We start from the raw sequence: 24,322 nt of genomic DNA on the forward strand, positions 1-24,322 counted from the left end.
GTCTTTTTTGAAAAAAATTCAACGCCGGCCTTGACTTAGGTTGGGTGCCCGCGTAAATTTCGCGTCCTCGCAAGGCCAAGGGTGATTAGCTCAGCCGGGAGAGCATCTGCCTTACAAGCAGAGGGTCGGCGGTTCGATCCCGTCATCACCCACCACTTGCCTTGAGAGAAACGGACGAAAGTCCACCGACGCGCAGCGGTAGTTCAGTCGGTTAGAATACCGGCCTGTCACGCCGGGGGTCGCGGGTTCGAGTCCCGTCCGCTGCGCCATATTTTCCATCTGAGATCCTGATCTGAGATGTGATGCGAAGGCCAAGCCTACGCATCTGACGAAGCACGAGTTCTACGGACGCAAGTCCACCGACACGCAGCGGTAGTTCAGTCGGTTAGAATACCGGCCTGTCACGCCGGGGGTCGCGGGTTCGAGTCCCGTCCGCTGCGCCATATCCACCTGCCTCGAGCAGGTTTCCTGAAAAGCGGCCCTAGGGCCGCTTTTCTTGTTTCTGCCTCCCGTAATTGAGCATCCATCCTCAGCGTTTATCTGGCCGGCAAAGGTGTGCGGCTCAGCATGACGTTGGCGCTTGCTGGCGGCCTGGATAGTCAGAACCGGGTCAGCGACTGCTGCCTCTGGTCCGAATGCTTACATTACTTTCGGATTCCAACAGATTGTTATCTTTACCGTTTCACTAGTGAGTGATATTTTCGCAAATGAAAATGTCACACAACTGTCACATTTGCACGTGCAGCTAAAACAAGAACTGGAGCCTTTAGATGTTCGCCTTCTTTCGTCCCGCCCCTCATCGGGAACCATTGCCTGATGATCAGATAGACAGTACCTACCGCCGCCTTCGCTGGCAGATTTTCGCCGGTATCTTCATCGGCTACGCAGGCTATTACCTGCTGCGCAAGAACTTCTCGCTGGCCATGCCCTACCTCATCGAAGAGGAGGGTTACACCCGTGGGCAACTGGGCCTGGCGATGTCGGCCATCGCCATCTCCTATGGTTTGTCGAAATTTCTCATGGGGCTGATTTCCGATCGCTCCAACCCCCGTTACTTCCTGCCCTTCGGCCTGATGGTATCGGCCGGGGTGATGTTCGTTTTCGGTTTCGCACCGTGGGCAACCTCCAGTGTGACCATCATGTTCATCCTCCTGTTCATCAACGGCTGGGCTCAGGGCATGGGCTGGCCGCCCAGTGGCCGAACCATGGTGCACTGGTGGTCGCAGAAGGAGCGTGGTGGCGTAGTGTCGGTGTGGAACGTTGCCCACAACGTGGGGGGTGGCCTGATCGGCCCGCTGTTCCTGCTTGGCATGGGCCTGTTCAATGAATGGCATGCTGCCTTCTATGTACCCGCTGCGGTCGCCATGCTGGTCGCAGTGTTCGCCTTCGCGACCATGCGTGACACGCCGCAGTCGGTCGGCCTGCCGCCGATCGAGAAATACAAGAACGACTACCCCGAGGGCTACGACGAAAGCCACGAGAAGGAATTCAGCACCAAGGAAATCTTCGTCAAGTACGTGCTGCGCAACAAGATGCTGTGGTTCATCGCGTTGGCCAACGTCTTCGTTTACCTGCTGCGCTATGGCGTACTGGACTGGGCGCCGACCTACCTGAAAGAGGTCAAGCACTTCACTGTCGACAAGAGCTCCTGGGCCTACTTCTTCTACGAATGGGCAGGCATCCCCGGCACGCTGCTGTGCGGCTGGATGTCGGACAAGGTGTTCCGTGGCAATCGCGGCCTGACCGGCGTCGTGTTTATGGCATTGGTGACTGTGGCGACCGTGGTCTACTGGCTCAACCCGCCGGGCAACCCGCTGGTGGACATGGCTGCACTGGTCGCCATCGGCTTCCTGATCTACGGGCCGGTGATGCTGATTGGTCTACATGCGCTCGAATTGGCGCCGAAGAAAGCCGCTGGTACGGCTGCGGGCTTTACCGGTCTGTTCGGCTACCTGGGTGGCTCGGTCGCCGCGAGTGCTGCGATGGGCTATACGGTCGACCACTTCGGCTGGGATGGTGGCTTCGTGCTGCTGATCGGCGCGTGTCTGCTGGCCATCGTGTTCCTGATCCCGACCTTGTGGCACAAGCAGGCGCCTAGCGAAGAGCGCGCCGGCTAACCGACTGCCGAACGCGTGGCGCCTGCCACGTGTTCGGCACGTTGTGGTGGGCACTAGCTTTCTTGCAGCCTGCCGAACGCCAGGGCGCAATGCCCGGCTCTGGCTGCATTCCTATCAATTCCTGCGTGCTGCAATAACTGGCCGAGTACCGGTTGCTCAGTTGGTCAGCACGTCTTCGTGATTGCGGTACTGGCTTGGCGGCATGCCAAACCAGCGCATGCTCGCTTTGTGAAAGCTGCTCTGGTCGCGAAAACCCAGAGTGGCGGAAATGTATTTGAGGCTGCGTGTGGAGTTGCGCAACAGGTTGTGCGCCAGCTTCAGGCGTGTCTCTTCCTGCAGTTGGACGAAGCTCACCGCTTCACGCTCCAGGGCCTTTTGTAGGCCGCGTTTGCTGAGCAGCAAGGTGCTGGCGACTTCACTCAGGTCCAGGTTGATGCCCTGCGTGAGCTGTCTGGTCAGCAGGCGCTCGACGCGGGCGGCCACTGAGCCCTTGACCAGATCATCGAGGCGCGACTGCGCGTATTCCTGATGCATGACATGCAGCGCCGCGTCCGCCGTCGGCAGTGCGATGGCCGCATCACGTGCTCTGAAGATCATGCTGTTGTGGGGCGCCGAAAAGCGCAGGTTGTCGCCGAACATCTGGCGAAGGCGGGTGGTATCTGCCGGTTGTGCGTAGGTGAATTCGGCGCCCAGCGGCTTGGGGCGCTGATGGGGGGTCAGCCAGTGGATGACACCGAGGGTCAGCGCGGCGCCGGCATCGATGAAGGCGCGCGGTGCGGGTATGGGCGAAGTACCGACTTCCAGGCCGATCAGCTTCAAGGTGTCCTGGCGTTGTTCGAGCAGGTAGTGCGAGCCATTGGTGACCAGGGGATGATAATCGACCATCAGCTTAAGCGCTGTGCCCAGGGTCGGGCTGGACATCATTGGGTAGCACTGTGCACCCAGAGCACTGGGGTGGGCGTGAGCATAGGCACCCAGGCCGATGTCAGGATTGCCAGTCTGTTCGCTGGCCTGGCTGAACAGGCTGTATACCTGGGCCAGGGTGATCGGCGTGCCGTTGTGCAGGGCCAGTAACAACTGCTGGTCGAGCTTGCGCGGGTCCACACCTTGTTCGAGAAAGGTCTTGGCCATCACCTGGAAGCAGTTGCTCGTCACTGTGTACATCGCATGTCCTGGATAGCCCGCTGAATGAAGTTGTACAGCCCTTGCGTGTGCGGACAACAAAGGGGCGCCCGGGAACACTGGCTGTCGCCTGTGCACGCTGAGAGAATTGCGCTCCTTATCCGTGCCGCTCCTGCTGGGCCGTGAGTGAGGCTAAGCCATAAGTAAAGCCGCACGTCCCACTCCGTGATCGGTAGCTGTTGCTGCGAGCGACTGTACACCGCGTTGATACCCCGATGTGGTGCTATTGAGCGATCACGCAAATTCCTGTCAGCCGATTAGCGATCTTATCGAATAGTGGCTATCCGCTGCTATGCGCAAACGTTTGCGCGATGAGCGATACATCGCAACTATGGAAATCGACTCATGCCTTCGATGTTCGCTGAGCGCCCGATGATGGGCCTCGACGCCATGTCTGCCAGCAAATTGGCCGCCGACGAAGCACGCGTGCGGTATTTCTACGAGCAGCTGCAGTGCGGCCGCTTTCATCTGGCCTTTCAGCCGGTGAGATCTGCCACCGACATCCAGCGCTCCTTATACAGCGAGGGCTTGCTGCGCAGCGAAGGCGAGCCGCTGGGCTTTAATCCGTTCGCCTTGCTGGAGCGCCGCCATGCGATGCGGCGTCTCGACCATTTCGTGCTCGACGCGGTTGTTGGCCTGCTGCAGGCAAATCCGATGTTGACGTTGGGCTGCAATGTCTCGGCCCAGAGCGCGCGAATCGATTACCACTGGGAGTTGATGCTGCAGCGACTGGTTGACGCCGATCTGGCCGCGCGGCTGGTCATCGAGATCACCGAGAGTTCGGCACCTTGCGGCCATGATCAGGCCGTCGAGTTTGTTCATCAGTTGCGCAGCACCGGCTGCCATGTGGCCATCGACGACTTCGGAGCAGGCTTCGCCACGCTGGCGTTTATCCAAGATGCGCAGCCGGACATCATCAAGATCGATCAGGGCTATGTGCAGCGCGCGCGGCGCTCCGCGCTGCATGCCAGAACCCTCCGGCACCTGGTTGGCCTGTGCAACACCCTGGCTACCCATGTGGTGGTCGAGGGCATCGAAACCACCGATGACCTGGCAATCAGCCGTGATTGCGAAGCGCAGTGGGTACAGGGATTTCTCTTCGCCCGCCCGCAAAAACTCATCGAAGGCCTGGACATGCCGTGCGTGTTGAAAGGTGCATGAATCCCGGGTTGCGCGTGGAGTAGGCATGTGCGATCCGATACCTGGCGGCCGGTCGGACGCCTGATAACCGAGAGGCAAGTGATGGCGCTTAGAAATTTGAAGATTGGTGTGCGTGCCGGTGCGTGTTTCGCCGCCCTGGCTACCTTGCTGGTTGTGCTGGGAATCATCACCTTCGAGCAAATGAAGCGCATGGACAGCATGAGCGATGGTATCGAGGCGAAGTGGTTTCCGTCGACACTGGCCCTGAATGAACTGGGCATGTCGGTCATGCGCGTCAGGGCGCTGACCCTGCGTTTCTACGCCCTCGATAGCGACGAGGCACGCCGTGCTGCGTTACCCGCGCTGGACAGCGCCAAGGCGGATCTGGCCCGCGCGCAGAACGACTACACACCCTTGGTCGACTCCGATTCCGAGCGTGTTCTTGTGCAGCAATTGCTCGGCGTCAAGGATCGCTACCTGCAGCACCAGCGCGACGTGGTCGAGCAATTGATGCGTGGTGAGCGGGCGAGTGCCGAACGGATCCTGACCGGTTCCATGGCTCAGGAAGGTGACCAACTGGTCGAAGAGCTCAAGGCGCTCACCGAATACAATCGCCAGGGCGCCATGCGTGACTTCGGCGAAAGCGATGAGGTATTCGAGAGCAGCACACGTACCGTGGCGCTGGTGGTGCTCATGGCTACGCTGCTGACCATTACCCTGGCAATTGTGCTGACTCGCAGTATTGTCAAACCGCTTGGCGAGGCGGTCGAGGTCGCCCAGAGCATCGCCGCCGGCGACCTGACCCGCGATTTCGAGCACCAAGGCCATGATGAGCCCGCGCAGCTTCTAAAAGCCTTGGCCACCATGCAGGGCAGCTTGCGCGCTACTTTGCAGCGTATTGGCGAGTCGTCCAATCTGTTGGCCTCATCATCCGAAGAGCTGCAGGCGGTAACCGAGGATGCGACCCGCGGCCTGTATCAGCAGAACGATGAGATCGAGCAGGCGGCCACTGCGGTGAACCAGATGACTGCCACGGTGGAGGAAGTGGCGCAGAACGCGGTCAGCACCTCCGAGGCATCGCGCCAGTCCGAGCAGGCTGCGCACGGCGGGCAGGAGCAAGTGCGCAAGACCGTCGACTCCATCCATCTGCTGGCCCGGGACGTTACCGAAACCTCTGAAGAGGTCGGCAAGCTGGCCGGCAGCGTGCGCGAGATCAGCCAGGTGGTCACTGTTATTCGCTCCATCGCCGAGCAGACCAATCTGCTGGCCCTGAACGCGGCCATCGAGGCTGCTCGGGCTGGCGAGCAGGGACGGGGCTTTGCGGTGGTCGCGGATGAGGTACGGGCGCTGGCGCATCGTACCCAGCAGTCGACCGGGGAAATCGAACAGATGATCGAGAACATTCAACACGGCACCGAACATGCGGTGGCCGCCATGCAGAGCAGCAGTGCCCGCGCCGATACCACGCTGACCCTGGCCCAGGCCGCCGGCGACGCGCTGGATGACATCGTGCAGGCTATCGCTTCGATCACCGAGCGTAATCTGGTGATCGCCAGCGCCGCGGAGCAGCAGGCCCAGGTGTCGCGTGAGGTAGACCGCAACCTGATGAATATCCGCGATCTGTCGCAGCAGACCTCGGCCGGTGCCAACCAGACCCGTGCCGCGAGCCAGGAGCTTGCCAGCCTGGCGGTTAGCCTCAATGGTCTGGTCACCGCTTTCCGGGTCTGACCACGAACGGTGCCGAACGACTCGCCACAGATAGCTGGCGTTCGGCGCCGTTGTTTACTTTATCGCCGCTTCAGAAGTGACTTGGAAAACAATGAAAATCCTGCATGTGGACTCGAGCATCTCGGGCGATCGCTCGTTGAGCAAGGAGCTGTCTGCCATCGCAGTCGCCAACCTGCGTGCTATCTACCCGGATGCCGAGGTGCTGTACCGAGACCTGGTCGAAAACCCCATCAACCACCTGACCGGTCCGATATTCGCCGGTTTCCAGGGGGGTGAGCTGGCTGATGCCGACGAAGCGCTGCAACAGGAGCATCGGCTTTCCGAGCAATTGGTAGACGAGTTTTTGGCCAGCAACATCCTGGTGATCGGTGCGCCGATGTACAACTTCTCCATTGCCAGTCAGTTGAAGGTCTGGCTGGATCGTATTGCTCAGGTGGGGCGCACCTTCAGCTACACCGAGCATGGCACCGTAGGCCTGGCCGGCGGCAAATGTGTGATCGTGGTGTCGGTGTGCGGCGGCTTCTATTCCCACGGGCCCATGGCACCGATGGATTTCCAGGAGCCGTACCTGCAGAGCTTCTTCAAGTTCCTGGGCATCACCGACGTGCGCTTCGTCAGGGCCGAAGGGGCGCTGAAAGGCGAGCTGGAGCGCAGCGAAGGCATCAAGGTCGCCAAGGCTGCGCTATCTCGCGTTTACTGACCGACGACTGCCGCATAGGCAACCGCCTTACTCCGCCTTGTGCAGGGGATGGTTGTCGGTTTGCTGCGGTTTGCTGCGCAGCAGCGACAGTACCCAGGCGAAGAAGATCGGCACGAAGATCACCCCCAGCAAGGTCGCACTGAACATACCGCCCAGCACGCCGGTGCCGATGGCGCGCTGGCTGGCGGCGCCTGCGCCGGTGGCGATCACCAGCGGCACCACGCCGAGCATGAAGGCCATGGAGGTCATGATGATCGGCCTGAAGCGCAGGCGAGCGGCTTCGATGGCGGCATCGCGCAGCGAGTAACCGTCTTCCCAGAGGTCCTTGGCGAACTCGACGATCAGGATGGCATTCTTTGCCGCCAGGCCGATCACGGTGATCAGGCCGACCTTGAAGTAAACGTCGTTGGGCAGGCCGATGGCGGTCACCGCGAGCACCGCACCGAGGGCGCCGACCGGTACGATGAGCATCACCGCCAGCGGAATCGCCCAGCTCTCGTACAGGGCGACGAGCAGCAGGAACACCACCACGATGGCCAGGGCGAAGAGCATCACCGCCTGGCCACTGGCGACCCTCTCCTGGTAAGAGAGGCCAGTCCATTCGTAGCCGATACCGTCCGGCAAGTCGGCGGCGATGCGCTCCAGTTCGGCCATGGCCTCGCCGGTGCTGACGCCAGGAGCGGCGTCGCCGGAGATGCGGATCGACGGGTAGCCGTTGTAGCGCGCCACCTGCACCGGGCCCTGTTCCCATTGGGTGGTCACGAAAGCGCTAAGTGGCACCAGATTGCCGCTGTCGTTGGGCACGTGCAGCTTGAGCACGCTTTCCGGGGTCATTCGCGCGGCCTGTTCGGCCTGTACGACCACGCGCTGCTGGCGACCGGCGTTGGCGAAGTCGTTGATCACCGAGGAGCCGAAGGCGGTGGACAGCGCATTGCTGATCGACTCGAAACTGACGCCCTGGGCGCGTGCCTGCTCACGGTCGATGACCAGGCGCAGCTGCGGCGCTTCGGCCAGGCCTTCCATCATGCCGTAGAGGAACAGCGGGTTGCCGTTGACCTTGCCGAGCACCTGGTCACGGGCTGCCAGTAGCGCTTCGCGGCCGAGGCCGCCGCGGTCCTGAAGACGCAGGGCGAAGCCGCCGGAGTTGCCCAGGCCTTCGATCGGCGGTGGTGGAACGGCCATCATGGCGCCGTCATCAAGGTTGGCGAAGCGGCCGTTGACTGCGGCCGTCTCAGCCTCGACCGATTGCTGCGAATCGCGCTCGGACCAGTCCTTGAGTAGCGGGAAGGCGATGGCGGCGTTCTCGCCCATGCCCGAGAAGCTGAAGCCCAGCACCAAGAACGAGGTTGCCACGGCCTCGCGGGTGGCGAGAAACTCCTCCAGCTGCTTGCCGGTCGCCGAAGTGCGCTCGCGCGTCGCGCCGGGCGGCAGCTGGATGTCGACGATCATGTAGCCCTGATCCTCGACCGGCACGAAGGATTCCGGTAGGCGCAGGTAGAAGAAACCCATCAGCACCACGATGCCCAGATAGATGAACATGAAGCGCCCGGCCCGCGGTACCAGCTTGCTGTTGAGCCTGGTGTAACGCCCGGTCAGGCCGGTGAACTTGCGGTTGAACCAGCCGAAGAAACCGGTTTTCTCGTGATGCCCCTGGGGGATCGGTTTGAGAATGGTGGCGCACAGCGCCGGCGTGAAGGTCAGCGCCAGGAAACCCGAGAACAGGATCGACACCGCCAGCGACAGCGAGAACTGCTGGTAGATCACCCCCACCGAACCTGCCATGAACGCCAGTGGCAGGAACACCGCCGACAGCACCAGGGTAATGCCCAGGATCGCCCCGGACACCTGGCCCATCGCCTTGATGGTCGCCGGCACCGGTTCCAGGCCTTCTTCGGCCATGATCCGCTCGACGTTCTCCACCACCACGATGGCGTCGTCGACCAGGATGCCGATGGCCAGCACCATGCCGAACATGGTCATCATGTTCACCGAGAAGCCCAAGAGGTACATGAAGGTCAATGTGCCGAGCAGACACACCGGCACCACGATCGACGGAATCAACGTGTAGCGCACGTTCTGCAGGAACAGGAACATCACCAGGAACACCAGCACCATGGCCTCGACCAGAGTCATGATGACCTTGTCGATGGCCACATCGACGAAGCGCGAGGTGTCGTAGGGCACCGAGAACTGCACGTTTTCCGGGAAACCAGCGGACAGCTCGGTGAGGCGCTGCTTGACCGCCTCTGCGGTCTGGATGGCGTTGGCGCCAGGGGCCAGTTGCACGGCAGCGGCCACGGCCGGCTTGCCGTCCTGGCGTGAGCCGAAGTTGTAATCCTGGCTGCCGACCTCGATACGCGCGACATCGCCCAGGGTCAGGCGCGAGCCATCCTGGTTGGCGCGCAACACGATGGCGGCGAATTCCTCGGGGCTGTCCAGGGTGCCCTTGACCGCCAGGGTCGCGGTCAACTCCTGCTCGGCGCTGCCCGGCGTGCTGCCGAAGGCGCCGGCCGGCACCTGTACGTTCTGGGCACGGATGGCGTTGTTGACGTCATCGATGGACAGGCCATAACCGACCAGCTTCTGCGGGTCGATCCACACACGCATGGCCGCTTCGGAGGCGAAGAACTGCAGCTTGCCGACGCCCTGTACACGGCGGATCTCGTTGTTGATATTGCGCGCGGCATAGTCGGCCAGCGCCGTGGTGTCGTCGTTGGCGCCGCCATCCTTGTAGCTCAGGGCGTAGATCAGCAGAAAGCCAGCGGTGGCCTGTTCGGTCTGAATGCCCAGGGTCAGCACAGCCTGGGGCATGCGTGCTTCGGCTTTCTTCAGGCGGTTCTGCACATCGACCTGAGCCAGTTCCGGGTCCGTGCCCGGTTGGAAGGTCACGGTGATTTCGGCGATGCCGTTGGCGTTGCTGGTGGACTCGAAGTACAGCAGATTCTTGGCGCCGTTGAGCTCTTCCTCGATCACACTGGTGACCGAGTCGGTCAGCACCTGGGCCGAAGCACCCGGGTAGGTGGCGGTCACGGTTATCTGTGGCGGCGCCACGTTGGGGTACTGCGCAACCGGCAGAAAGGGGATAGCCAAAAGGCCGGCCATGGTGATGAACAGCGCGACCACCCAGGCGAAGTTCGGGCGCCGGATAAAGAACAGAGACATCATGTCATGGGCTCCGGCTTACTGCGCCTGTGAAGGGTTGGCGGGCGTGTCTGGCGCTGGCGCGCCGTGTTCACGGGGCACCACCTTGGCGCCTGGCTGGATCGCGCCCAGTGAGCTGACGATGACCTTGTCGCCGGCCTTGAGGCCTTCGGTAATCTGCCAGCGGGCGCCCTGCATGGCACCGGTGGTGACCGGCCGCGCTTCCACGCTGTTGTCGGCGCCGAGCAGCATCACGCTGGCCTTGCCATCGGCGGAGCGCTGCACGGCGCGCTGCGGTACCAGGATGGCGTCCTGGTCGAGCCCTTGGGGTGTGCGCACCCGCACGTACATACCCGGCAGCAACACGCCCTGGGGGTTGTCAAAGCGCCCGCGCAGGGCGATCTGCCCGGTGCTGCGGTCTACCGAAATGTCGGTGAACAGCAGGGTGCCCTTGCTCTCGATATCGGTGCCGTCGACGCGCAGCGACAGCGCCTTGTCGCCCTCGCCGGAAACCTTGCCATCGGCGATGGCGGCGCGCAGGCGCAGGGCATCGGCAGCCGGCTGGCTGAAGTCCGCATACACCGGGTCGAGCTGCTGAATGCGGGCGAGCAGGGTGGTTTCGCCCTGGCCGACCAGCGCGCCTTCGGTCACCTGGGCACGGCCGATGCGTCCGGCGATGGGCGCGCGGACCTGAGCGTAACCCAGATCCAGCTTGGCGGTTTCCACATTGGCCTGGGCCGAGCGTTTGTCGGCCTGAGCGCTACGCAGGGTGGCGCGGGCCACGTCGAAGTCTTGCTGGCTGACCGCGTTGATCTTCACCAGCGGCTGATAGCGCTCGACGGTGGCCTGGGCCTGGAACAGCTGCGCTTCGGTGCGGGCCAGTTCGCCCTCGGCGCGTGACAGCGCCGCCTTGAAGGGCGCGGGGTCGATCTGGAACAGCAGGTCACCGGCCTTGACGTCGGCGCCTTCCTCGAAGGTGCGCTTGAGTACGATGCCGGCAACCCGCGCACGCACCTCTGCTACACGCACCGGCTCGATGCGGCCCGGCAGTTCGGCCACCACGGTGAAGGGTTCGGTCTTGACGGTGAGCACATCCACCTCACGCGGTGGCGCTTCCCCCCAGCCCTGTTCGCTCTTGTCGCAGCCGGCCAGAGCGATGGCCATGGAGAGGGTGATCGCCGAAACGACGTGACCTGCGCGAATCCTGCTCATGCTTCACCTGGGGCGCAATGCCCGTTGCAATTATTCTGGAAAGGCGCGAATGGTCAGCTATAGATGCGGGTGAGTCAATATTGTCTCATTTGCATTTTTTGTGACTAGATTTGGCAGTTATTACGGATATTGAGACTTTTGCTGCACAATGGCGCGCCGTGAAGAAAAACTTGAGAGCAATGCATTGACACAACGACCTGTCGCTGAAGAAAAACTCCTTAAGGCCTTGGCCGTGGCCATGGTCGAGCAGCCCCGTGGAACCTTCAAGGAAATCGCCGAGGCGGCCGGGGTCAGCAAGGCTACCCTGAACCGATTTTGCGGAACCCGCGACAACCTGATCGAGATGCTCTTCGACTATGGCTCAGAGGTGATGAACCAGGTCATCGCCGAAGCCGACCTGCAGCATGCGCCGGTGCCAGAAGCCTTGCAACGTCTGGTGGACGGGCACCTGGTGCATCGTGACCTGCTGGTATTCCTGATGTTTCAGTGGCGCCCTGACTCGCTGCATCAGTGCGGCGAAGAAGCGCGCTGGTTGCCGTATACCAATGCGTTGGACCAATTCTTCCTGCGCGGCCAGCAGGAGGGGATTTTCCGAATCGATATCGGCGCGCCGGTATTGACCGAGCTGTTCGCCTCGCTGCTGTTCGGCCTGGTCGATGGCGAGCGACGGGGGCGGGTAGCGCGGGCCAGCATGGGCGCGTCGCTGCTGCAGTTCTTCATGCAGGGCGCGGCGACCTGAACAGGCGCTGACGTGTTGCGAGCGCGCTGGGCGGCAGGGCTGGTAGTATCCGGCTATCTGAAGACTTTGAGCCGGTGCACGCAGAGGGATGCTGCGCTTTGCGGAGAAACCAAGCATGAACGTACAAGTGATCGAGCGCAACGGCGAGCCGGAATACGCGGTGCTGCCGTGGGCCGAGTATCAGGCGCTGCTCCAGGCGGCCGGCAAGAGCCCTGCAGTGGTTCCGAGCCAGCCCGATGCCGATGCGCCCAAGCCGTTGAGCGAGCTTACCGCGTTGCGTGAAGGCAAGGGCCTGAGTCGTGACGAGCTGGCGCGCGCGGTGGGCATCAGCCCGCATTATCTGGGTATGATCGAAAGCGGCGAGCGCCAGCCCGATGCCGCCATTCTGCGGGCGCTGGCCTGGGTGCTCGGCATCTCCGGTTGGCAGGCATGAGCGTGCGCATCAGCCGCACGCACTGGGAGGCGCTGCTCGCAGCGCTCGAAGATGCGCGCCGGCAGCGCCATCTATTGACCTACCGCGCGCTGATCGAGCGCCTCGCGCTACCGGCGCCGGCCATGCAAACCCTTACCGCTGCGCTCGAACACCTGGCCGCACTGGATGCGCGCAGTGACCGACCGCTGCGCAGCGCCCTGGTGATCAGCCAGGGCGCCAGCCGCCTGCCACGCACCGGGTTCTTCGAGTGCGTCACCCGCCTGGGCCGTTTCGACGGCGCCCCCGACGGCGTCGCGGCCGCCTCCTGGCATGCTTCGGAAGTAGCCCGGGTGTTCGAGTTCGAGTATCCCGATACACCCTGACCAACCTGACGATCCGCCATCTTCTGCCCAGGCATTTAAGTTTCGGGGCGGCCGGGTCGCTCTGTATGGCTGACTCCCATACGTTGGCAGGGCCATGCGTCAATACAGCCGCATCATGTTTCGTTCATTGTTCCGGGTGAAGGTCAGCGACCGCCACTCTGGCAAGCTCATCGGTTACGCCCGTGACGTCTGCGAAGACGGTCTGCGGCTGATCTGCGACCTGCCGGTGGAGGTGGGTGCACAGTTCGGCCTGAGTCTGCGCATGCGCGCCAGTGATGGTGCCATGAGCCAGGTGGAGCTCAACGCCACCTGCCTGTGGGTGCGGGAAAATCCGCAGAGTGGTCATCAGGAGCTCGGGCTGCAATTGCTGCAGCCCGGCGATGACTACGTGGCGTTCGTCGAGCGCCTGCGCGTCGACCGCGGTATTCCGGCCACACCGCCCTGACATCTCACCCCAGGGTGCCGAGGATGTTCACCCCGACGCGCTCGGGAATCTCGTTCTGCGAGAGCACGTGCAAACCGGGGCTGAATACCCGCGCATAACGGGCCAGCAGCGGGCGCAGCTGTGGCATCACGGTGAGGATCGGCGGATGACCTTCCTTGCGCAGGCGCTCCTTTACCACCGGCATGGTGTTTTGCAACTGGTTGAGCAGGTTGGGCTCCACCGGAATGTTGTCCAGGCTGACCGGGCCGGCCTGCTGGGCGATGGACAGAGCACTGAGCAGGGTGTTTTCCAGGCTGTTGTCGAGCACGAACACGGCCAGTTCCTGACGCTCACCGGCAATGGCCGAGACGATGCTGCGACGCAGGGCGAAGCGCACATCGGCGGCCAGCAGCAACGGATCCTTGGTGGTCTCGCTGGATTCGAGCAGGGTCGAGGCGATGCTGACGATATCGCGCAGCGGTACCTGCTCCTGCAGCAGTTGGCGGAACACGCGGTGCTGCAGGCTGTAGCTGAGCTGCGCCTTGATGTTCTCGGCCAGCTTGGGGGCCTGCACGGTCAGGCGCTGCATCAGGTGCTCGACGTCGTCGTGCTTGAACAGGTCGGGCAGGTGTTCGCGGATCACCTTGTTCAGATGGGTGGCGATCACGCTGGCGCAGTCGATCACCTGATAGCCCAGGTTGAGGGCGCGTGACTTGTCCGCCGGCTGGATCCACACCACCTGCATGCGGTAGGCCGGATCGGTGCCGAGAATGCCGTCCACTTCACCGTAGAGTTCCGGTGCCGGAATCGCCATCAGGCGGTCGGCATGCAGCTCGCCGCTGTCCACCCGCTCGCCGTTGACCAGAATCTGGTACTGGTTGGCCTTCAGGCGCAGGCTGTCGCGGATGTGCACCTCCGGCAGCAGGAAACCGAGGCTTTCCGAGAGCGTCTGGCGTACGCCACGCACCCGCTGGACCAGCGGTGCGCCACCTTCCTCGTTGACCAGGCCGACCAGCTTGTAGCCCAGTGACACCGACAGTCGCTCGACCAGCGGGATGTCTTCCCAGGCCAGATTCTGGGCGCGCTCGGTGGCCATCGCCTTGCTCAGCGCCTGGGTCTGCTCCAGCACCTCGCCCTCGATCGGCGGGGCGTTGCGCGAGACGTGCCAGGCAATGAAGGCCATCAGCGCGGCGAAGCTGCCGAAGGCCACGAACGGCATGCCCGGTACCAGCGCCAGGATGAACAGGATGGCCGCCACGGTGTACAGCACCTGGGGCGAGGCGAGCATCTGCCGGCGCACCAGGCTGGTGATCTCGGCGCTCTCGTTGACCCGGGTGATGATGATCGCCGCCGCCGTGGACAGCAGCAGCGCCGGAATCTGTGCCACCAGGCCGTCACCGATGGTCAGCAGTGCGTACAGGCGGAAGGCTTCGCCGCCGGCCAGGCCATGGACGAACACGCCGATGGCCAGGCCGCCGAACAGGTTGATGAGCAGGATCAGGATGCCGGCGATGGCGTCGCCGCGCACGAACTTGCTGGCGCCGTCCATCGCGCCGTAGAAGTCCGCCTCCTTGCCCACTTCGACACGGCGCTTCTTGGCCTCGGCCTGATCGATCAGGCCGGCATTGAGGTCGGCATCGATGGCCATCTGTTTGCCAGGCAGGGCGTCGAGGGTGAAGCGCGCGGTGACTTCGGAGATCCGCTCGCCGCCCTTGGTGATGACCATGAAGTTGACGATGGTGAGGATCACGAAAACGATCATGCCGACGATGAAGTTGCCGCCGATCACCACATGGCCGAACGCTTCGATCACCTTGCCCGCTGCGCCCGAGCCGGTGTGGCCATCGAGCAGCACCACGCGGGTGGAGGCCACGCTCATGCACAGGCGCATCAGGGTGGTGACCAGAATCACCGTGGGCAACAGCGAGAAGTCCAGCGGGCTGCGCGACGACAGGCTGGTCATCAGCACCAGCACGGCGATGCCGATGTTGAAGGTGAACAGGATGTCCAGCAGCAACGGCGGCAGCGGCAGGATGATCATCGCCAGGATCGACAGGATCACCACGGGAATGCCGAGGCGCCCGTTGCTCAGTGTCGATGCGACGTGTTGCAGTGGTTTCATGACAGGCCTCTGTTGGCAAGGCTTTCGGGTATCGGGAGGTTGCCCGGCAGCTCGGGGCGACGACGGCGCCCCTGGCGCCAGGCCTTGAGTTGCAGCACGTAGGTCAGAACCTGGGCGACGGCCTTGTACAGCGCCGTGGGAATCTGCTGGTTGACCTGGGTGGTGAAGTAGATGGCCCGGGCCAGGGGCGGAATCTCCACCAGATCCAGGCCGTGGCGCTGGGCCAGTTCGCGGATGTACAGCGCGGTGTCGTCGTTGCCGCGGGCGATCACGTAGGGCGCTTCGGCCTTGCTGCTGTCATAGCGCAGGGCGACCGCATAGTGCTGCGGGTTGACGATCACCACGTTGGCCTCGTGGATCACCTTGCTGATCTGGCGATGCAGCATCTGCTTCTGCACCTGACGGATGCGCGCCTTGACCTCGGGGCGGCCTTCCTGATTCTTGTGCTCTTCCTTGATCTCCTGCTTGCTCATGCGCAGGCGTCGATGGAACAGCAGGCGCTGCAAGGGAATGTCGATCAGCGAGAAGAGGATGAATACCACCAGCAGGATCAGTGCGGTGTTCATCGCCAGGTTCAAAGCGCCGGCGATGGCGGTGTACACGTCGCTGCGCTGCAGGGCCGTCAGTTGCGTCACCACGTCGCGCGCCAGGTAGGCGGCGAGCAGGCCCAGCACGAGGATCTTGCCGAGGGACTTGAACAGATCGCTCCAGCTCTGCGCCGAGAAGAACATGCGCTTCAGGCCGCTGAGCGGGTTGAGCTTGGAGGCCTTGAAGGCGAAGTTCTTGCTGGCGAACACCCAGCCGCCAGGGATCATGGAAAACACCATCACCAGCAGACTGGTCAGCCCCAGGGGCACCAGCAGCATGACGAACAGCATCAGGTTATGGGCCAGAAACTGCTCGAGGTCGTCCTGGCCGAGCTGGCCCGGCTGCAGGTTGACGAAGGTACGCGCGAAACTGTCCTGCAGGCCGGTGTAGAACCAGCCGACGCTGTACTTGAGGGTCAGCAGGGTGGCCAGCAGGGTAATGGTGGTGGACAGGTCCTTGGAGCGCGCGACCTGGCCTTCTTCCTTGGTCTTCTTGAGCTTCTGGTGCGTGGGCTGTTCGGTTTTTTCCTGGCTGCTCTGGTCGCTCATGTCAGGCCGCCTCCCATCAGGGTGCCGAGGTCATCGAGCAGGCGGCGGGTCAGGTGCAGATAGTGCTGGGGCACGTCGGCGAGCGTCATGTAGATGCACAGCAGGCCGGTGATGATCGACAGTGGAAAGCCCAGGGAAAACAGGTTCATCGCCGGCGAAATGCGATTGAGCAGACCGAAGCAGAACTGCACGAGCATGGTGCAGAACACCATGGGCAGGGTGAACAGGGTCGCGGCGGCGATCATCCAGCTCAGCGACTGGGCGAAGGCCATGAAGCCGGCGTAGGGCAGGGGTTCGTCCATCGGCCAGTGCACGAAGCTCTGGTACAGCACGCTGATGCCGAGCAGGTGGCCGTCGATGGAAAAGAACAGGAACAGCAGCAGGATGAAATACACCTGGGCGACGATGGACGACGACGACACGCCGTTCACTGGATCGTTGTAGCGCGCCATGCTCATGCCCATCTGGGTGGAGATGATTTCACCGACCAGGGTGAACACGGTGAACACCAGTTGCATCGACAGGCCCAGCAGGGCGCCGATGGCCAGTTGCTGGAAGGCCACCCGCAAGCCGCGCACCGACAGCGGCTCGAAGTAGTCCAGCGGCGGCAGGCTGTGGGCCAGGGCGATGCTGGCCAGCAACGCCAGCACGACCCGGGCGCGCACGGGCAGGGCGCGGTGGCCGAACATCGGCGCGACGGCAAAGAACGCCAGCAGCCGGCAGAAGGGTGCCCAGTAGCCCTGCAGGGTCAGCAGCAGTTGAGACAACTGGTAGACGGAGGTTTCGGCGGGCACGTACGTCTACCCGACCAGACGGCTGGCCTGCTGGAAGCTCTCGATGAACAGCTCGCTCAGCGTGCGCAGAATCCAGTGGCCGGCGAACACCAGCATGCCCAGGGTAATCAGCAGGCGCGGCAGAAAACTCAGCATCTGTTCGTTGATCTGCGTGGCCGCCTGGAAAATGCTCACCAGCAGGCCGCCGAGCAGGCTCGGCACGACCAGTACGCAGACCACCAGGGCGGTGATGTGCACGGCGTTGGCGACGATGGAAACAGCGGTGTCGGGCGTCAGCATGGCGGCAACCTAGAAGGGTTGAACACTGGTGGCGAGGGTGCCCATCATCAGTGTCCAGCCGTCCACCAGCACGAACACCATGAGCTTGAAGGGCAGCGAGATCATCATCGGCGAGAGCATCATCATGCCCATGGCCATCAGCACGCTGGCCACCACCAGGTCGATGACCAGAAACGGGATGAAGATCATGAACCCCAGCTGGAACGCGGTTTTCAGCTCGCTGAGCACGAACGCCGGGAGGATCAGCGAGAAATCCAGGGTGGTCGGATCTTCGGGCATGGTCTCGCCGGCCAGCTCGACCATGGTGACCAGCGAGTTCTTATTGGTCTGCGCGAGCATGAAGCGCGCCATCACGCCCTTGGCGCTGTCCAGCGCCTCGGGCAGCGTCAGTTGGTCGGTCTCGAAGGGCTGGTAGGCATTCTCGTACAACTCCTGCCAGGCCGGGCGCATCACCAGCAGGGTCAGGCACAGGGCGATGCCGATCAGCACGTTGTTCGGCGGGCTCTGCTGCAGGCCGATGGCCTGACGCAGGATGGCCAGCACGATGATGAAGCGGGTGAAGCAGGTCATCATCAGCAGCATGGCCGGCAGCAGGCCGAGCAGCGTCATCAGCACCAGAATCTGCACCTTGACGCTCAGGTCCTGGCCGTTTTCGGTGTCGTTCAGGCTCAAGAGCGTGATGTCACCGTTGGCCGCCTGCACGCTCAGGGGCAGCAGCGCCAGGGCCAGAGCGCCAAGGAGGGCGACACGGGATGCGGTCATGGAGCCAGGTCGTCGAGGCCGTTGCCGCACAACTCGACGATGCGCAGGCCGTAATTGCCGTTCATCACCACCACTTCGGCCTTGGCGAACAGCGCGCCGTTGACCTTCACGTCGAGTGGCTCTCCGGCCAGTTTGTCGAGCACGATCACGCTGTGGGTATCGACCTCCATCAGTTCCTTGAGCGACACCCGGGTGGAAGCCACTTCGAGGCTGACGTCCACCGGGATCTTGCCGAAGAAGCTCAGGTCCTGGCCCAGCTCGCGGGCGGGAGCGCCGCTCTCTGCCGGTGCGCCGGCCAGGTCGTCGTTGATCAGGTTGTCCAGTTCGCTGTCGGAAATCGGGCCGCTCATGGGGTCTGCACGCTCTCGAGGGATGTCAGGAAAAGGGCGCCGTCTTCCTCGAAAACGGTGCCGCGAAACAGCTTCTGCTGGTTGATCTCGATATCGCAGCGCTCCGCCAGGCGAATCGGCAGAATGTCGCCGCGCTTCAGGTTGAGCACCTGCAACAGCGGCATGCTCAGGCGCGCCAGCACGCAATCGAGCTGCACCGGCAGCTGCTGGATGTGCTGCGCAGGATTGCCGTTCAGCCGCGCCGGGGGCGGGCTGTTGCGGCGCGTCAGTTCGTCGACCAGCTGGGCATCCAGATACAGGTACAGCGAAGCCTGGGTGCCGGTGATATGGCTGATGTAGTGAAACTCGGCCTGGTACTCCCACTGCACCTCGTCATAGGTGCTGTCGTGGTGGCTGAGCTTGCCGGGGTCTTCGCCAGCGAGCAGCGCGCGCAGCAACAGGTGCACCACGTCGCTGCCGAGGCGATCACGCATGCGCTGCTCGGACGAGCTTTCCGGGGGCATCTCGCCACCTGGCAGTGAGGTGCCGCCGTAGTAACACTCCAGGGCTTCGGTGAGCAGGCTGCGCTCGATAGCAAAGCCGACCTTGCCGTGGGCGCTGCGATAGGTGCATTCGGCCGGGCACTTGAAGTGCTCGAGCACATCGACGCTCTGCAACTCGAGGTTGATGCGGTAGTTGCGCAGGAAATAGTCACTGACCAGACGCGGGTATTTGCCCGACGTTTCCCGGATGTAATTCGGGATGCGGTGATAGTGCCGACCGAGTTTGTGCGGCTTGAGCCGCAGCAACTGATCAGGCTGAACATCGTGGTGGATTTTCGAATTACCGAGCATCTGCCAAACCGCACTTTTCCAAAAAATCGGAGAGACAGGGCAGCAATCACATGCCTGGGCACGGAGTTGCCGGCGCCTTTGACGTGGCCAAGGCGGCATACCTGAAGTGAGGGGCGAGTCTAGGAGCGACGGGGCTTTGAGGTTAAATCAAGAGATATCAAAAGACGTCTTGAGGCGTTATTGGCGCCGCTTGACGGGTTTTGATGGGAACTGATTCAGCGCTTGGCGGGCAATTGGCTAATTTTGCCTTCCGCCCGAACGGCAGGGCGCCCAAATGTAGGATGGCGACCTGTTCTGATCGGCGATTAAGCCATTGGTTCACGCAACACGAAATTTTTTCACCACCGCCAGCAGGGAGGGATTGAAATGAATCGTCCAGTCAGTCATTGCGAACCTCTCGTATTCGCGGCCGCCACGGACAGTCGACGTGTTCTGGTCGTTGGCCAGGGGGCATTTCACGGCGCGCTGCTCGATGCCCTGGCGACCCAACGTTGTCAGGTGCAGCGCTGCGCCGATCTTCACGGCGTGCAGGCCGCCCACCTGGAGCGGGCCAGCCTGGTCTTCCTGTTCGCCTCCATGGGGTGCGCCCAGGCGTTGAGCGAACAGGTGCGCAGCTGGCTGCTGCGGTATCCGCGCCTGACCCTGATTCCGGTGGTCGACTACGCCGACCAGGAAAAGGCGGCGCTGCTACTAGAAGGCGGCTGCGTCGATTACCTGCTGTCGCCGTTCAGCGAGCAGCAGGTCGCCACGCTATTGCAGCGCCAGGCGCTCGCCGACAGTTCCGCCGACGAACTGGTCTGCCATTCGGCTTCCGGTCGTCGCCTGCTGGCCATGGCCCAGCGCGTGGCGCTGACCCGTGCGCCGGTGCTGATCAGCGGCGAAACCGGAACCGGCAAGGAGCGCATGGCGCGCTATATCCATCGGTGCTCCGGGCGCCCGGAGGCGCCCTTCGTCGCGGTCAACTGCGCGGCGATCCCCGAGCAGATGCTCGAGTCCATTCTGTTCGGCCACGAGCGTGGCGCCTTCACCGGTGCCGTCAGCGCGCAGGCCGGCAAGTTCGAACAGGCCAACGGCGGCACGCTGCTGCTCGATGAAATCGGCGAACTGCCCCTGGCGCTGCAGGCCAAGCTGCTGCGTGTGCTGCAGGAGCAGCGGGTGGAGCGCCTTGGCGGGCGCCGGGAAATTGCGCTGGACGTGCGCATCATCGCTGCCACCAACCGCGACCTGCAGCAGGAAGTGGCCGCCGGGCGTTTTCGCGCCGACCTGATGTTCCGTCTGGACGTGTTGCCCCTGCACATCGCACCGCTGCGTGAGCGGCGTGACGACATCCTGCCGCTGGTCAGCCGATTCATCGCCAGCCACGCGCCGGGCGAAGGCGAAGAACTGCTCACCGATTCGGCGCGCCGTGCGCTGCTCGGCCATGACTGGCCCGGCAACGTGCGCGAGCTGGAGAACACCGTGCAGCGCGCGCTGGTGCTGCGCAATGGCCTGTTCATCCAGCCTGCCGATCTTGGCCTGGAGGTGCCGGGCAGCGTGCCGGCAGCGAGCATCCACATCGCCGCGGCGATGCAGCCGGATGCGGGTGAGGATGGCCGCGCGGCGCTGCGCGCCAGTGGCAAGTGGGCCGAGTACCAGCACGTGCTCGATACCATCCGCCGCTTCGACGGCCACAAGACCAAAGCTGCGCAGAGCCTGGGCATGAGTACCCGGGCACTGCGCTATCGCCTGAGCGCCATGCGCGAGCAGGGCGTACACATTCCGTTCTGATCGCCGCTGGAGAGCCGTGGATGAATTCGATCGATTCGATACGCCAGGACATGCTGGCACGCATGGAGGCCATGAAGGGCCTCAGCCAGGGCGCGGGCATTCGCCCGGCGGCCGAGCCCCAGGGCTTCACCGACAGCTTCGCCGCCAACCTGCGGGCCATCGACGCCCAGCAGCACCAGGCGAGTTCGGCGGTGGCTGCCGTGGAGCGTGGACAGAGCGATGACCTAGTCGGTGCCATGGTCGACAGCCAGAAGGCCAGTGTGGCGTTCTCTGCATTGCTGCAGGTACGCAACAAGCTGAGCACGGCGTTCGACGACATCATCAAGATGCCGTTGTAAGGAGGCCAGGTGCCGCAACGCGTACTGAAAACCATCAGAAGCAATCCGCTGCTGGAGCGCCTCAGGGCCGATCCGCGTATCGCCCTGGCAGGCATGGCGGCCATCGCCGCGCTGCTGGCACTGGGCGTCGTCTACTACCTGTGGAAGGGCCAGGACAACCTGCGCCCGCTGTACGGCGCCGGTGAGCGCTTTCCCGCTGCCGAGGTGATCGCCTTGCTGGAAGGCGAGGGCATTCCCTATCGCCTGCACCCGCAAAGCGGCCAGGTGCTGGTCAGCGACGAGCAGGTGGCGCGGGCGCGGCTGTTGCTGGCGGCCAGGGGCGTCAAGGTGTCGCTGCCGGCGGGCTACGAACTGTTCGATAAGGACGAGCCACTGGGCACCAGCCAGTTCATGCAGGACGTGCGCCTGAAACGCAGCCTGGAGGGTGAGCTGGCGCAGACCATCATGGCACTGCAGGGCGTGCAGCAGGCGCGGGTTCACCTGGCGCGCGAAGAGAACAATTCGTTCGTGATTGCCCGCCGCGAGCCGACCAAGGCCTCGGTGATGCTGCAGCTGGCGCCGGGTTATCGCCTGGAGCCGGAGCAGGTGTCCGCGGTGGTCAACCTGGTGGCCGGCAGCGTGCCCCAGCTCGATGCCAAGGACGTGCGCGTCGTCGACCAGCACGGCACGCTGCTGTCCCGTGACCTGGAAGGCTGGGGCGGCCCGCAGCGCACCTGGCAGGTGATCGAGGATTATCAGCGCAAGGCGGCGTTCAATGTCGAGGAAGTGCTGACCCCTGTGCTGGGCCGCGACAATTATCGCCTCAGCGTGTCCGCCGATATCGACTTCAGCCAGCGCGAGGAAACCCTGCAGACCTACGGCCAGGAGCCGCGGCTGCGTAACGAGGTGACCCGCGACGAAAGCGTGCTCGACAAGCTGGCCCTGGGTGTTCCCGGTTCGCTGAGCAACACGCCGCCGGCCAACACCCAGGCCCAGCGCCAGGCGGCCCAGGGTGGCCAGGCCGCGCAGCCGGCACCGCCCGAGGACAAGGCTGCGACGTCGCTGCGCAAGGAATCCAATCGCCAGCTCGATTACGACCAGAGCGTCACTCACGTGCGCCACGCACCCTATCGCCTGCAGCAGCAGAGCGTGGCCGTGGTGCTCAACGCCCAGGCCGCCCCTGAAGGTGGCTGGACGGCCGAGGCGCGCAGCGAGCTGGAGGCGATGGTCAAGAGTGCGGTCGGCTTCAACCAGGCGCGCGGCGATGTGCTGACCCTGAGCGTGCTGCCGTTCACTCCCGCCGCGGCGGACGAGTCGGCCAACGCCGGCCTCGCCTGGTGGGAAAACCCCAACGTGCACGAGTGGGTGAAGATCGCCGTGTTCGCGCTGATCAGCCTGCTGCTGGTGCTGCTGGTGGTTCGCCCGGCCGTGCGCGGGCTGATCGCCCGCCCGGACCGCAAGACGGAAAACGCGGCTGCAGGGGCAGAGGGCGAAGGCGAATTGCCGGCGATGCTGGCCAGCGAGCAGGCCGGGCGCCTGCTCGCGCGGGTGGGCGGCGAGCGTGATCCGGCCAAGCTGTTCAGCGAGTTGAATCCGCTGTCGGAAATTCGCCTGCCGGCGCCCGGCTCGGGCCTGGAACACCAGATCGAACACCTGCGGATGCTGGCCGAGAACGATCCCGAGCGCGTCTCGGAAGTCATCAAACAATGGGTAGGGCGTAATGACAAAGAACTCGGTGCAGCCGGTTGAAAAGGCTGCCAGCAGCAAGGCTGGCGAGCTCAAACCGAGGGCGCGTGCGTTGAGCTCTACCGAGCAGGCGGCGATCCTCATGCTGAGCATGGGCGACGACATCTCCTCGCGGGTGCTGCGGCACTTCTCGCGCGAGGAGATCATCAGCATCAGCCAGACCATGGCGCGCCTGTCGAACATCAAACTGGCCACGGTTTCCGACGTCATCGGGCGGTTCTTCGACGACTACAAGGAACAGAGCAACATCAAGGGGGCGTCGCGCAGCTACCTCTCCGGGATGCTCGGCAAGGCCCTGGGCAGCGAGATCACCCGCAATTTGCTGGACAGCATCTACGGCGAGGAAATCCGCGCCAAGATGGCGCGCCTGGAGTGGCTCGATCCCAAGCAGTTCGCCGCCATGCTGGCCAAGGAGCACGCGCAGATGCAGGCGGTGTTCCTGGCATTCCTGCCGCCTGGCATGGCCTGCGACGTGCTCGAGTGCATGCCGGCCGAGCGCCAGGACGAGCTGCTGTACCGCATCGCCAACCTGAACGAGGTCAACGGCGACGTGATCGCCGAACTGGAGCAGCTGATCGACCGCAGCCTGTCGGTGCTGTCCGCCCAGGGCTCCCAGGTGCGCGGCCTCAAGCAGGCGGCCGACATCATGAACCGCTTCAAGGGTGACCGAAGCCAGATGTTCGAGCTGCTGCGTTCCCACGACGAGCAGCTGGTGGGCCGCATCGAGGAGGAAATGTACGACTTCTTCATCCTCTCGCGGCAGACCCCGGACGTGCTGTCCGCCTTGCTCGAAGCCGTGCCCATGGAAGAGTGGGTGGTGGCGCTCAAGGGTGCCGAGCCGGCGCTCACCAAGGCCATCCAGGCGGTCATGCCCAAGCGTCAGGCCCAGCAGATGGAGTCGATCAAGCGGCGTCAGGGCCCGGTGCCGATGAGCCGCATCGAGCAGGTGCGCAAGGACATCATGGCCGTGGTGCGTGACATGGCGGCCCAGGGCGACATCCAGCTGCAGTTGTTCCGCGAACAGACGGTGGAGTAGAA

At 63.5% G+C, this 24,322-nt stretch carries 22 protein-coding genes, 3 tRNA genes and 1 pseudogene; 16 read left to right on the forward strand and 10 right to left on the reverse strand.

Features of this window, described 5'->3' with window-relative positions:
* Positions 1-79 precede the first annotated feature (79 nt).
* The 4 genes from FB481_RS04285 to glpT all read left to right on the forward strand — a co-directional run bounded on the left by FB481_RS04285 (position 80) and on the right by glpT (position 2,117).
* Positions 80-155, forward strand: a tRNA-Val gene (locus FB481_RS04285).
* Between the two features lie 37 nt (positions 156-192).
* Positions 193-269 (forward strand) — tRNA-Asp (locus FB481_RS04290).
* Between the two features lie 97 nt (positions 270-366).
* Positions 367-443: transfer RNA gene (locus FB481_RS04295), tRNA-Asp, on the forward strand.
* Positions 444-770: 327 nt separating this feature from the next.
* On the forward strand, positions 771-2,117 hold the full coding sequence (gene glpT / locus FB481_RS04300; protein WP_093502042.1) for a glycerol-3-phosphate transporter: 1,347 nt from the start codon (positions 771-773) through the stop codon (positions 2,115-2,117).
* 156 nt (positions 2,118-2,273) lie between these two features.
* Here glpT and FB481_RS04305 read toward each other — a convergent pair whose 3' ends face one another.
* Positions 2,274-3,281, reverse strand: coding sequence for an AraC family transcriptional regulator (locus FB481_RS04305; RefSeq protein ID WP_093502040.1), 1,008 nt, complete (start codon positions 3,279-3,281; stop codon positions 2,274-2,276).
* Between the two features lie 393 nt (positions 3,282-3,674).
* On the opposite strand from FB481_RS04305, the gene FB481_RS04310 reads away from it, so the two are divergent.
* From FB481_RS04310 to FB481_RS04320, 4 genes and pseudogenes are all read left to right on the forward strand, one after another.
* A complete protein-coding gene (locus FB481_RS04310) occupies positions 3,675-4,460 on the forward strand; it encodes an EAL domain-containing protein (protein WP_306109830.1) in 786 nt (261 codons plus the stop codon).
* 81 nt (positions 4,461-4,541) lie between these two features.
* Positions 4,542-5,312: pseudogene (locus FB481_RS23500) on the forward strand (MCP four helix bundle domain-containing protein); the annotation flags it as partial.
* Positions 5,304-6,167, forward strand: coding sequence for a methyl-accepting chemotaxis protein (locus FB481_RS23505; RefSeq protein WP_372239542.1), 864 nt, complete (start codon positions 5,304-5,306; stop codon positions 6,165-6,167). The pseudogene FB481_RS23500 and the gene FB481_RS23505, both read left to right, overlap by 9 nt.
* A 91-nt stretch (positions 6,168-6,258) precedes the next feature.
* The gene (locus tag FB481_RS04320; RefSeq protein WP_147175189.1) at positions 6,259-6,867 is read left to right on the forward strand and encodes an FMN-dependent NADH-azoreductase; all 609 of its coding nucleotides are present in this window, start codon (positions 6,259-6,261) and stop codon (positions 6,865-6,867) included.
* 27 nt (positions 6,868-6,894) lie between these two features.
* Here FB481_RS04320 and FB481_RS04325 read toward each other — a convergent pair whose 3' ends face one another.
* Complete coding sequence (locus FB481_RS04325; RefSeq protein WP_093502526.1) at positions 6,895-10,029, reverse strand: efflux RND transporter permease subunit; 3,135 nt, start codon at positions 10,027-10,029, stop codon at positions 6,895-6,897.
* Positions 10,030-10,047: 18 nt separating this feature from the next.
* On the reverse strand, positions 10,048-11,220 hold the full coding sequence (locus FB481_RS04330; RefSeq protein WP_147175190.1) for a MexC family multidrug efflux RND transporter periplasmic adaptor subunit: 1,173 nt from the start codon (positions 11,218-11,220) through the stop codon (positions 10,048-10,050).
* Between the two features lie 148 nt (positions 11,221-11,368).
* Here FB481_RS04330 and FB481_RS04335 point away from each other — a divergent pair, with 148 nt between their 5' ends.
* The 4 genes from FB481_RS04335 to FB481_RS04350 all read left to right on the forward strand — a co-directional run bounded on the left by FB481_RS04335 (position 11,369) and on the right by FB481_RS04350 (position 13,199).
* Positions 11,369-11,959 carry a TetR/AcrR family transcriptional regulator gene (locus tag FB481_RS04335; protein WP_093502033.1) on the forward strand — a complete coding sequence of 197 codons (591 nt, stop codon included), beginning with the start codon at positions 11,369-11,371 and terminating at the stop codon, positions 11,957-11,959.
* Between the two features lie 115 nt (positions 11,960-12,074).
* Positions 12,075-12,392 carry a helix-turn-helix domain-containing protein gene (locus tag FB481_RS04340; protein WP_147175191.1) on the forward strand — a complete coding sequence of 106 codons (318 nt, stop codon included), beginning with the start codon at positions 12,075-12,077 and terminating at the stop codon, positions 12,390-12,392.
* Complete coding sequence (locus FB481_RS04345; protein WP_093502029.1) at positions 12,389-12,754, forward strand: hypothetical protein; 366 nt, start codon at positions 12,389-12,391, stop codon at positions 12,752-12,754. Before FB481_RS04340 ends, FB481_RS04345 begins: the two co-directional genes overlap by 4 nt.
* A 94-nt stretch (positions 12,755-12,848) precedes the next feature.
* Complete coding sequence (locus tag FB481_RS04350) at positions 12,849-13,199, forward strand: PilZ domain-containing protein (RefSeq protein ID WP_093502026.1); 351 nt, start codon at positions 12,849-12,851, stop codon at positions 13,197-13,199.
* Positions 13,200-13,203: 4 nt separating this feature from the next.
* Here the strand turns inward: FB481_RS04350 and FB481_RS04355 are convergent, their stop codons facing one another.
* Genes FB481_RS04355 through FB481_RS04385 form a run of 7 tightly spaced genes read right to left on the reverse strand, consistent with a single transcriptional unit; the run spans position 13,204 to position 19,454 of the window.
* Positions 13,204-15,300 carry a flagellar biosynthesis protein FlhA gene (locus tag FB481_RS04355; protein WP_147175192.1) on the reverse strand — a complete coding sequence of 699 codons (2,097 nt, stop codon included), beginning with the start codon at positions 15,298-15,300 and terminating at the stop codon, positions 13,204-13,206.
* On the reverse strand, positions 15,297-16,436 hold the full coding sequence (gene flhB / locus FB481_RS04360; RefSeq protein ID WP_147175193.1) for a flagellar type III secretion system protein FlhB: 1,140 nt from the start codon (positions 16,434-16,436) through the stop codon (positions 15,297-15,299). Before flhB ends, FB481_RS04355 begins: the two co-directional genes overlap by 4 nt.
* Complete coding sequence (gene fliR / locus FB481_RS04365) at positions 16,433-17,230, reverse strand: flagellar biosynthetic protein FliR (RefSeq protein WP_147175194.1); 798 nt, start codon at positions 17,228-17,230, stop codon at positions 16,433-16,435. Before fliR ends, flhB begins: the two co-directional genes overlap by 4 nt.
* Before the next feature lie 6 nt (positions 17,231-17,236).
* Positions 17,237-17,509: a flagellar biosynthetic protein FliQ gene (locus FB481_RS04370; RefSeq protein WP_013792137.1), complete on the reverse strand. Its 273-nt coding sequence runs from the start codon at positions 17,507-17,509 to the stop codon at positions 17,237-17,239.
* Between the two features lie 9 nt (positions 17,510-17,518).
* Positions 17,519-18,271 carry a flagellar type III secretion system pore protein FliP gene (gene fliP / locus FB481_RS04375; protein ID WP_147175195.1) on the reverse strand — a complete coding sequence of 251 codons (753 nt, stop codon included), beginning with the start codon at positions 18,269-18,271 and terminating at the stop codon, positions 17,519-17,521.
* Positions 18,268-18,621, reverse strand: a complete 354-nt coding sequence (gene fliN / locus FB481_RS04380) for a flagellar motor switch protein FliN (RefSeq protein WP_013792135.1) — start codon at positions 18,619-18,621, stop codon at positions 18,268-18,270. The genes fliP and fliN overlap by 4 nt, the downstream gene beginning before the upstream one ends.
* The gene (locus FB481_RS04385) at positions 18,618-19,454 is read right to left on the reverse strand and encodes a FliM/FliN family flagellar motor C-terminal domain-containing protein (RefSeq protein ID WP_147175196.1); all 837 of its coding nucleotides are present in this window, start codon (positions 19,452-19,454) and stop codon (positions 18,618-18,620) included. The genes fliN and FB481_RS04385 overlap by 4 nt, the downstream gene beginning before the upstream one ends.
* A gap of 366 nt (positions 19,455-19,820) precedes the next feature.
* Between FB481_RS04385 and FB481_RS04390 the strand changes: the two genes are divergently transcribed.
* The 4 genes from FB481_RS04390 to FB481_RS04405 are packed head-to-tail and all read left to right on the forward strand — an operon-like array spanning position 19,821 to position 24,320.
* Entirely contained in the window at positions 19,821-21,221 is a 1,401-nt protein-coding gene (locus tag FB481_RS04390) for a sigma-54-dependent Fis family transcriptional regulator (RefSeq protein ID WP_093502014.1), read from the forward strand.
* A 20-nt stretch (positions 21,222-21,241) separates the two neighbouring features.
* Positions 21,242-21,559: a flagellar hook-basal body complex protein FliE gene (locus FB481_RS04395; protein WP_093502012.1), complete on the forward strand. Its 318-nt coding sequence runs from the start codon at positions 21,242-21,244 to the stop codon at positions 21,557-21,559.
* A gap of 9 nt (positions 21,560-21,568) precedes the next feature.
* The gene (fliF, locus tag FB481_RS04400) at positions 21,569-23,287 is read left to right on the forward strand and encodes a flagellar basal-body MS-ring/collar protein FliF (protein WP_147175197.1); all 1,719 of its coding nucleotides are present in this window, start codon (positions 21,569-21,571) and stop codon (positions 23,285-23,287) included.
* Positions 23,259-24,320 carry a FliG C-terminal domain-containing protein gene (locus FB481_RS04405; protein ID WP_093502008.1) on the forward strand — a complete coding sequence of 354 codons (1,062 nt, stop codon included), beginning with the start codon at positions 23,259-23,261 and terminating at the stop codon, positions 24,318-24,320. Before fliF ends, FB481_RS04405 begins: the two co-directional genes overlap by 29 nt.
* Positions 24,321-24,322: the final 2 nt, after the last annotated feature.

The sequence above is a fragment of the Pseudomonas sp. AG1028 genome (genome assembly GCF_007993955.1).
Taxonomy (GTDB): Bacteria; Pseudomonadota; Gammaproteobacteria; order Pseudomonadales; family Pseudomonadaceae; genus Aquipseudomonas; species Aquipseudomonas straminea.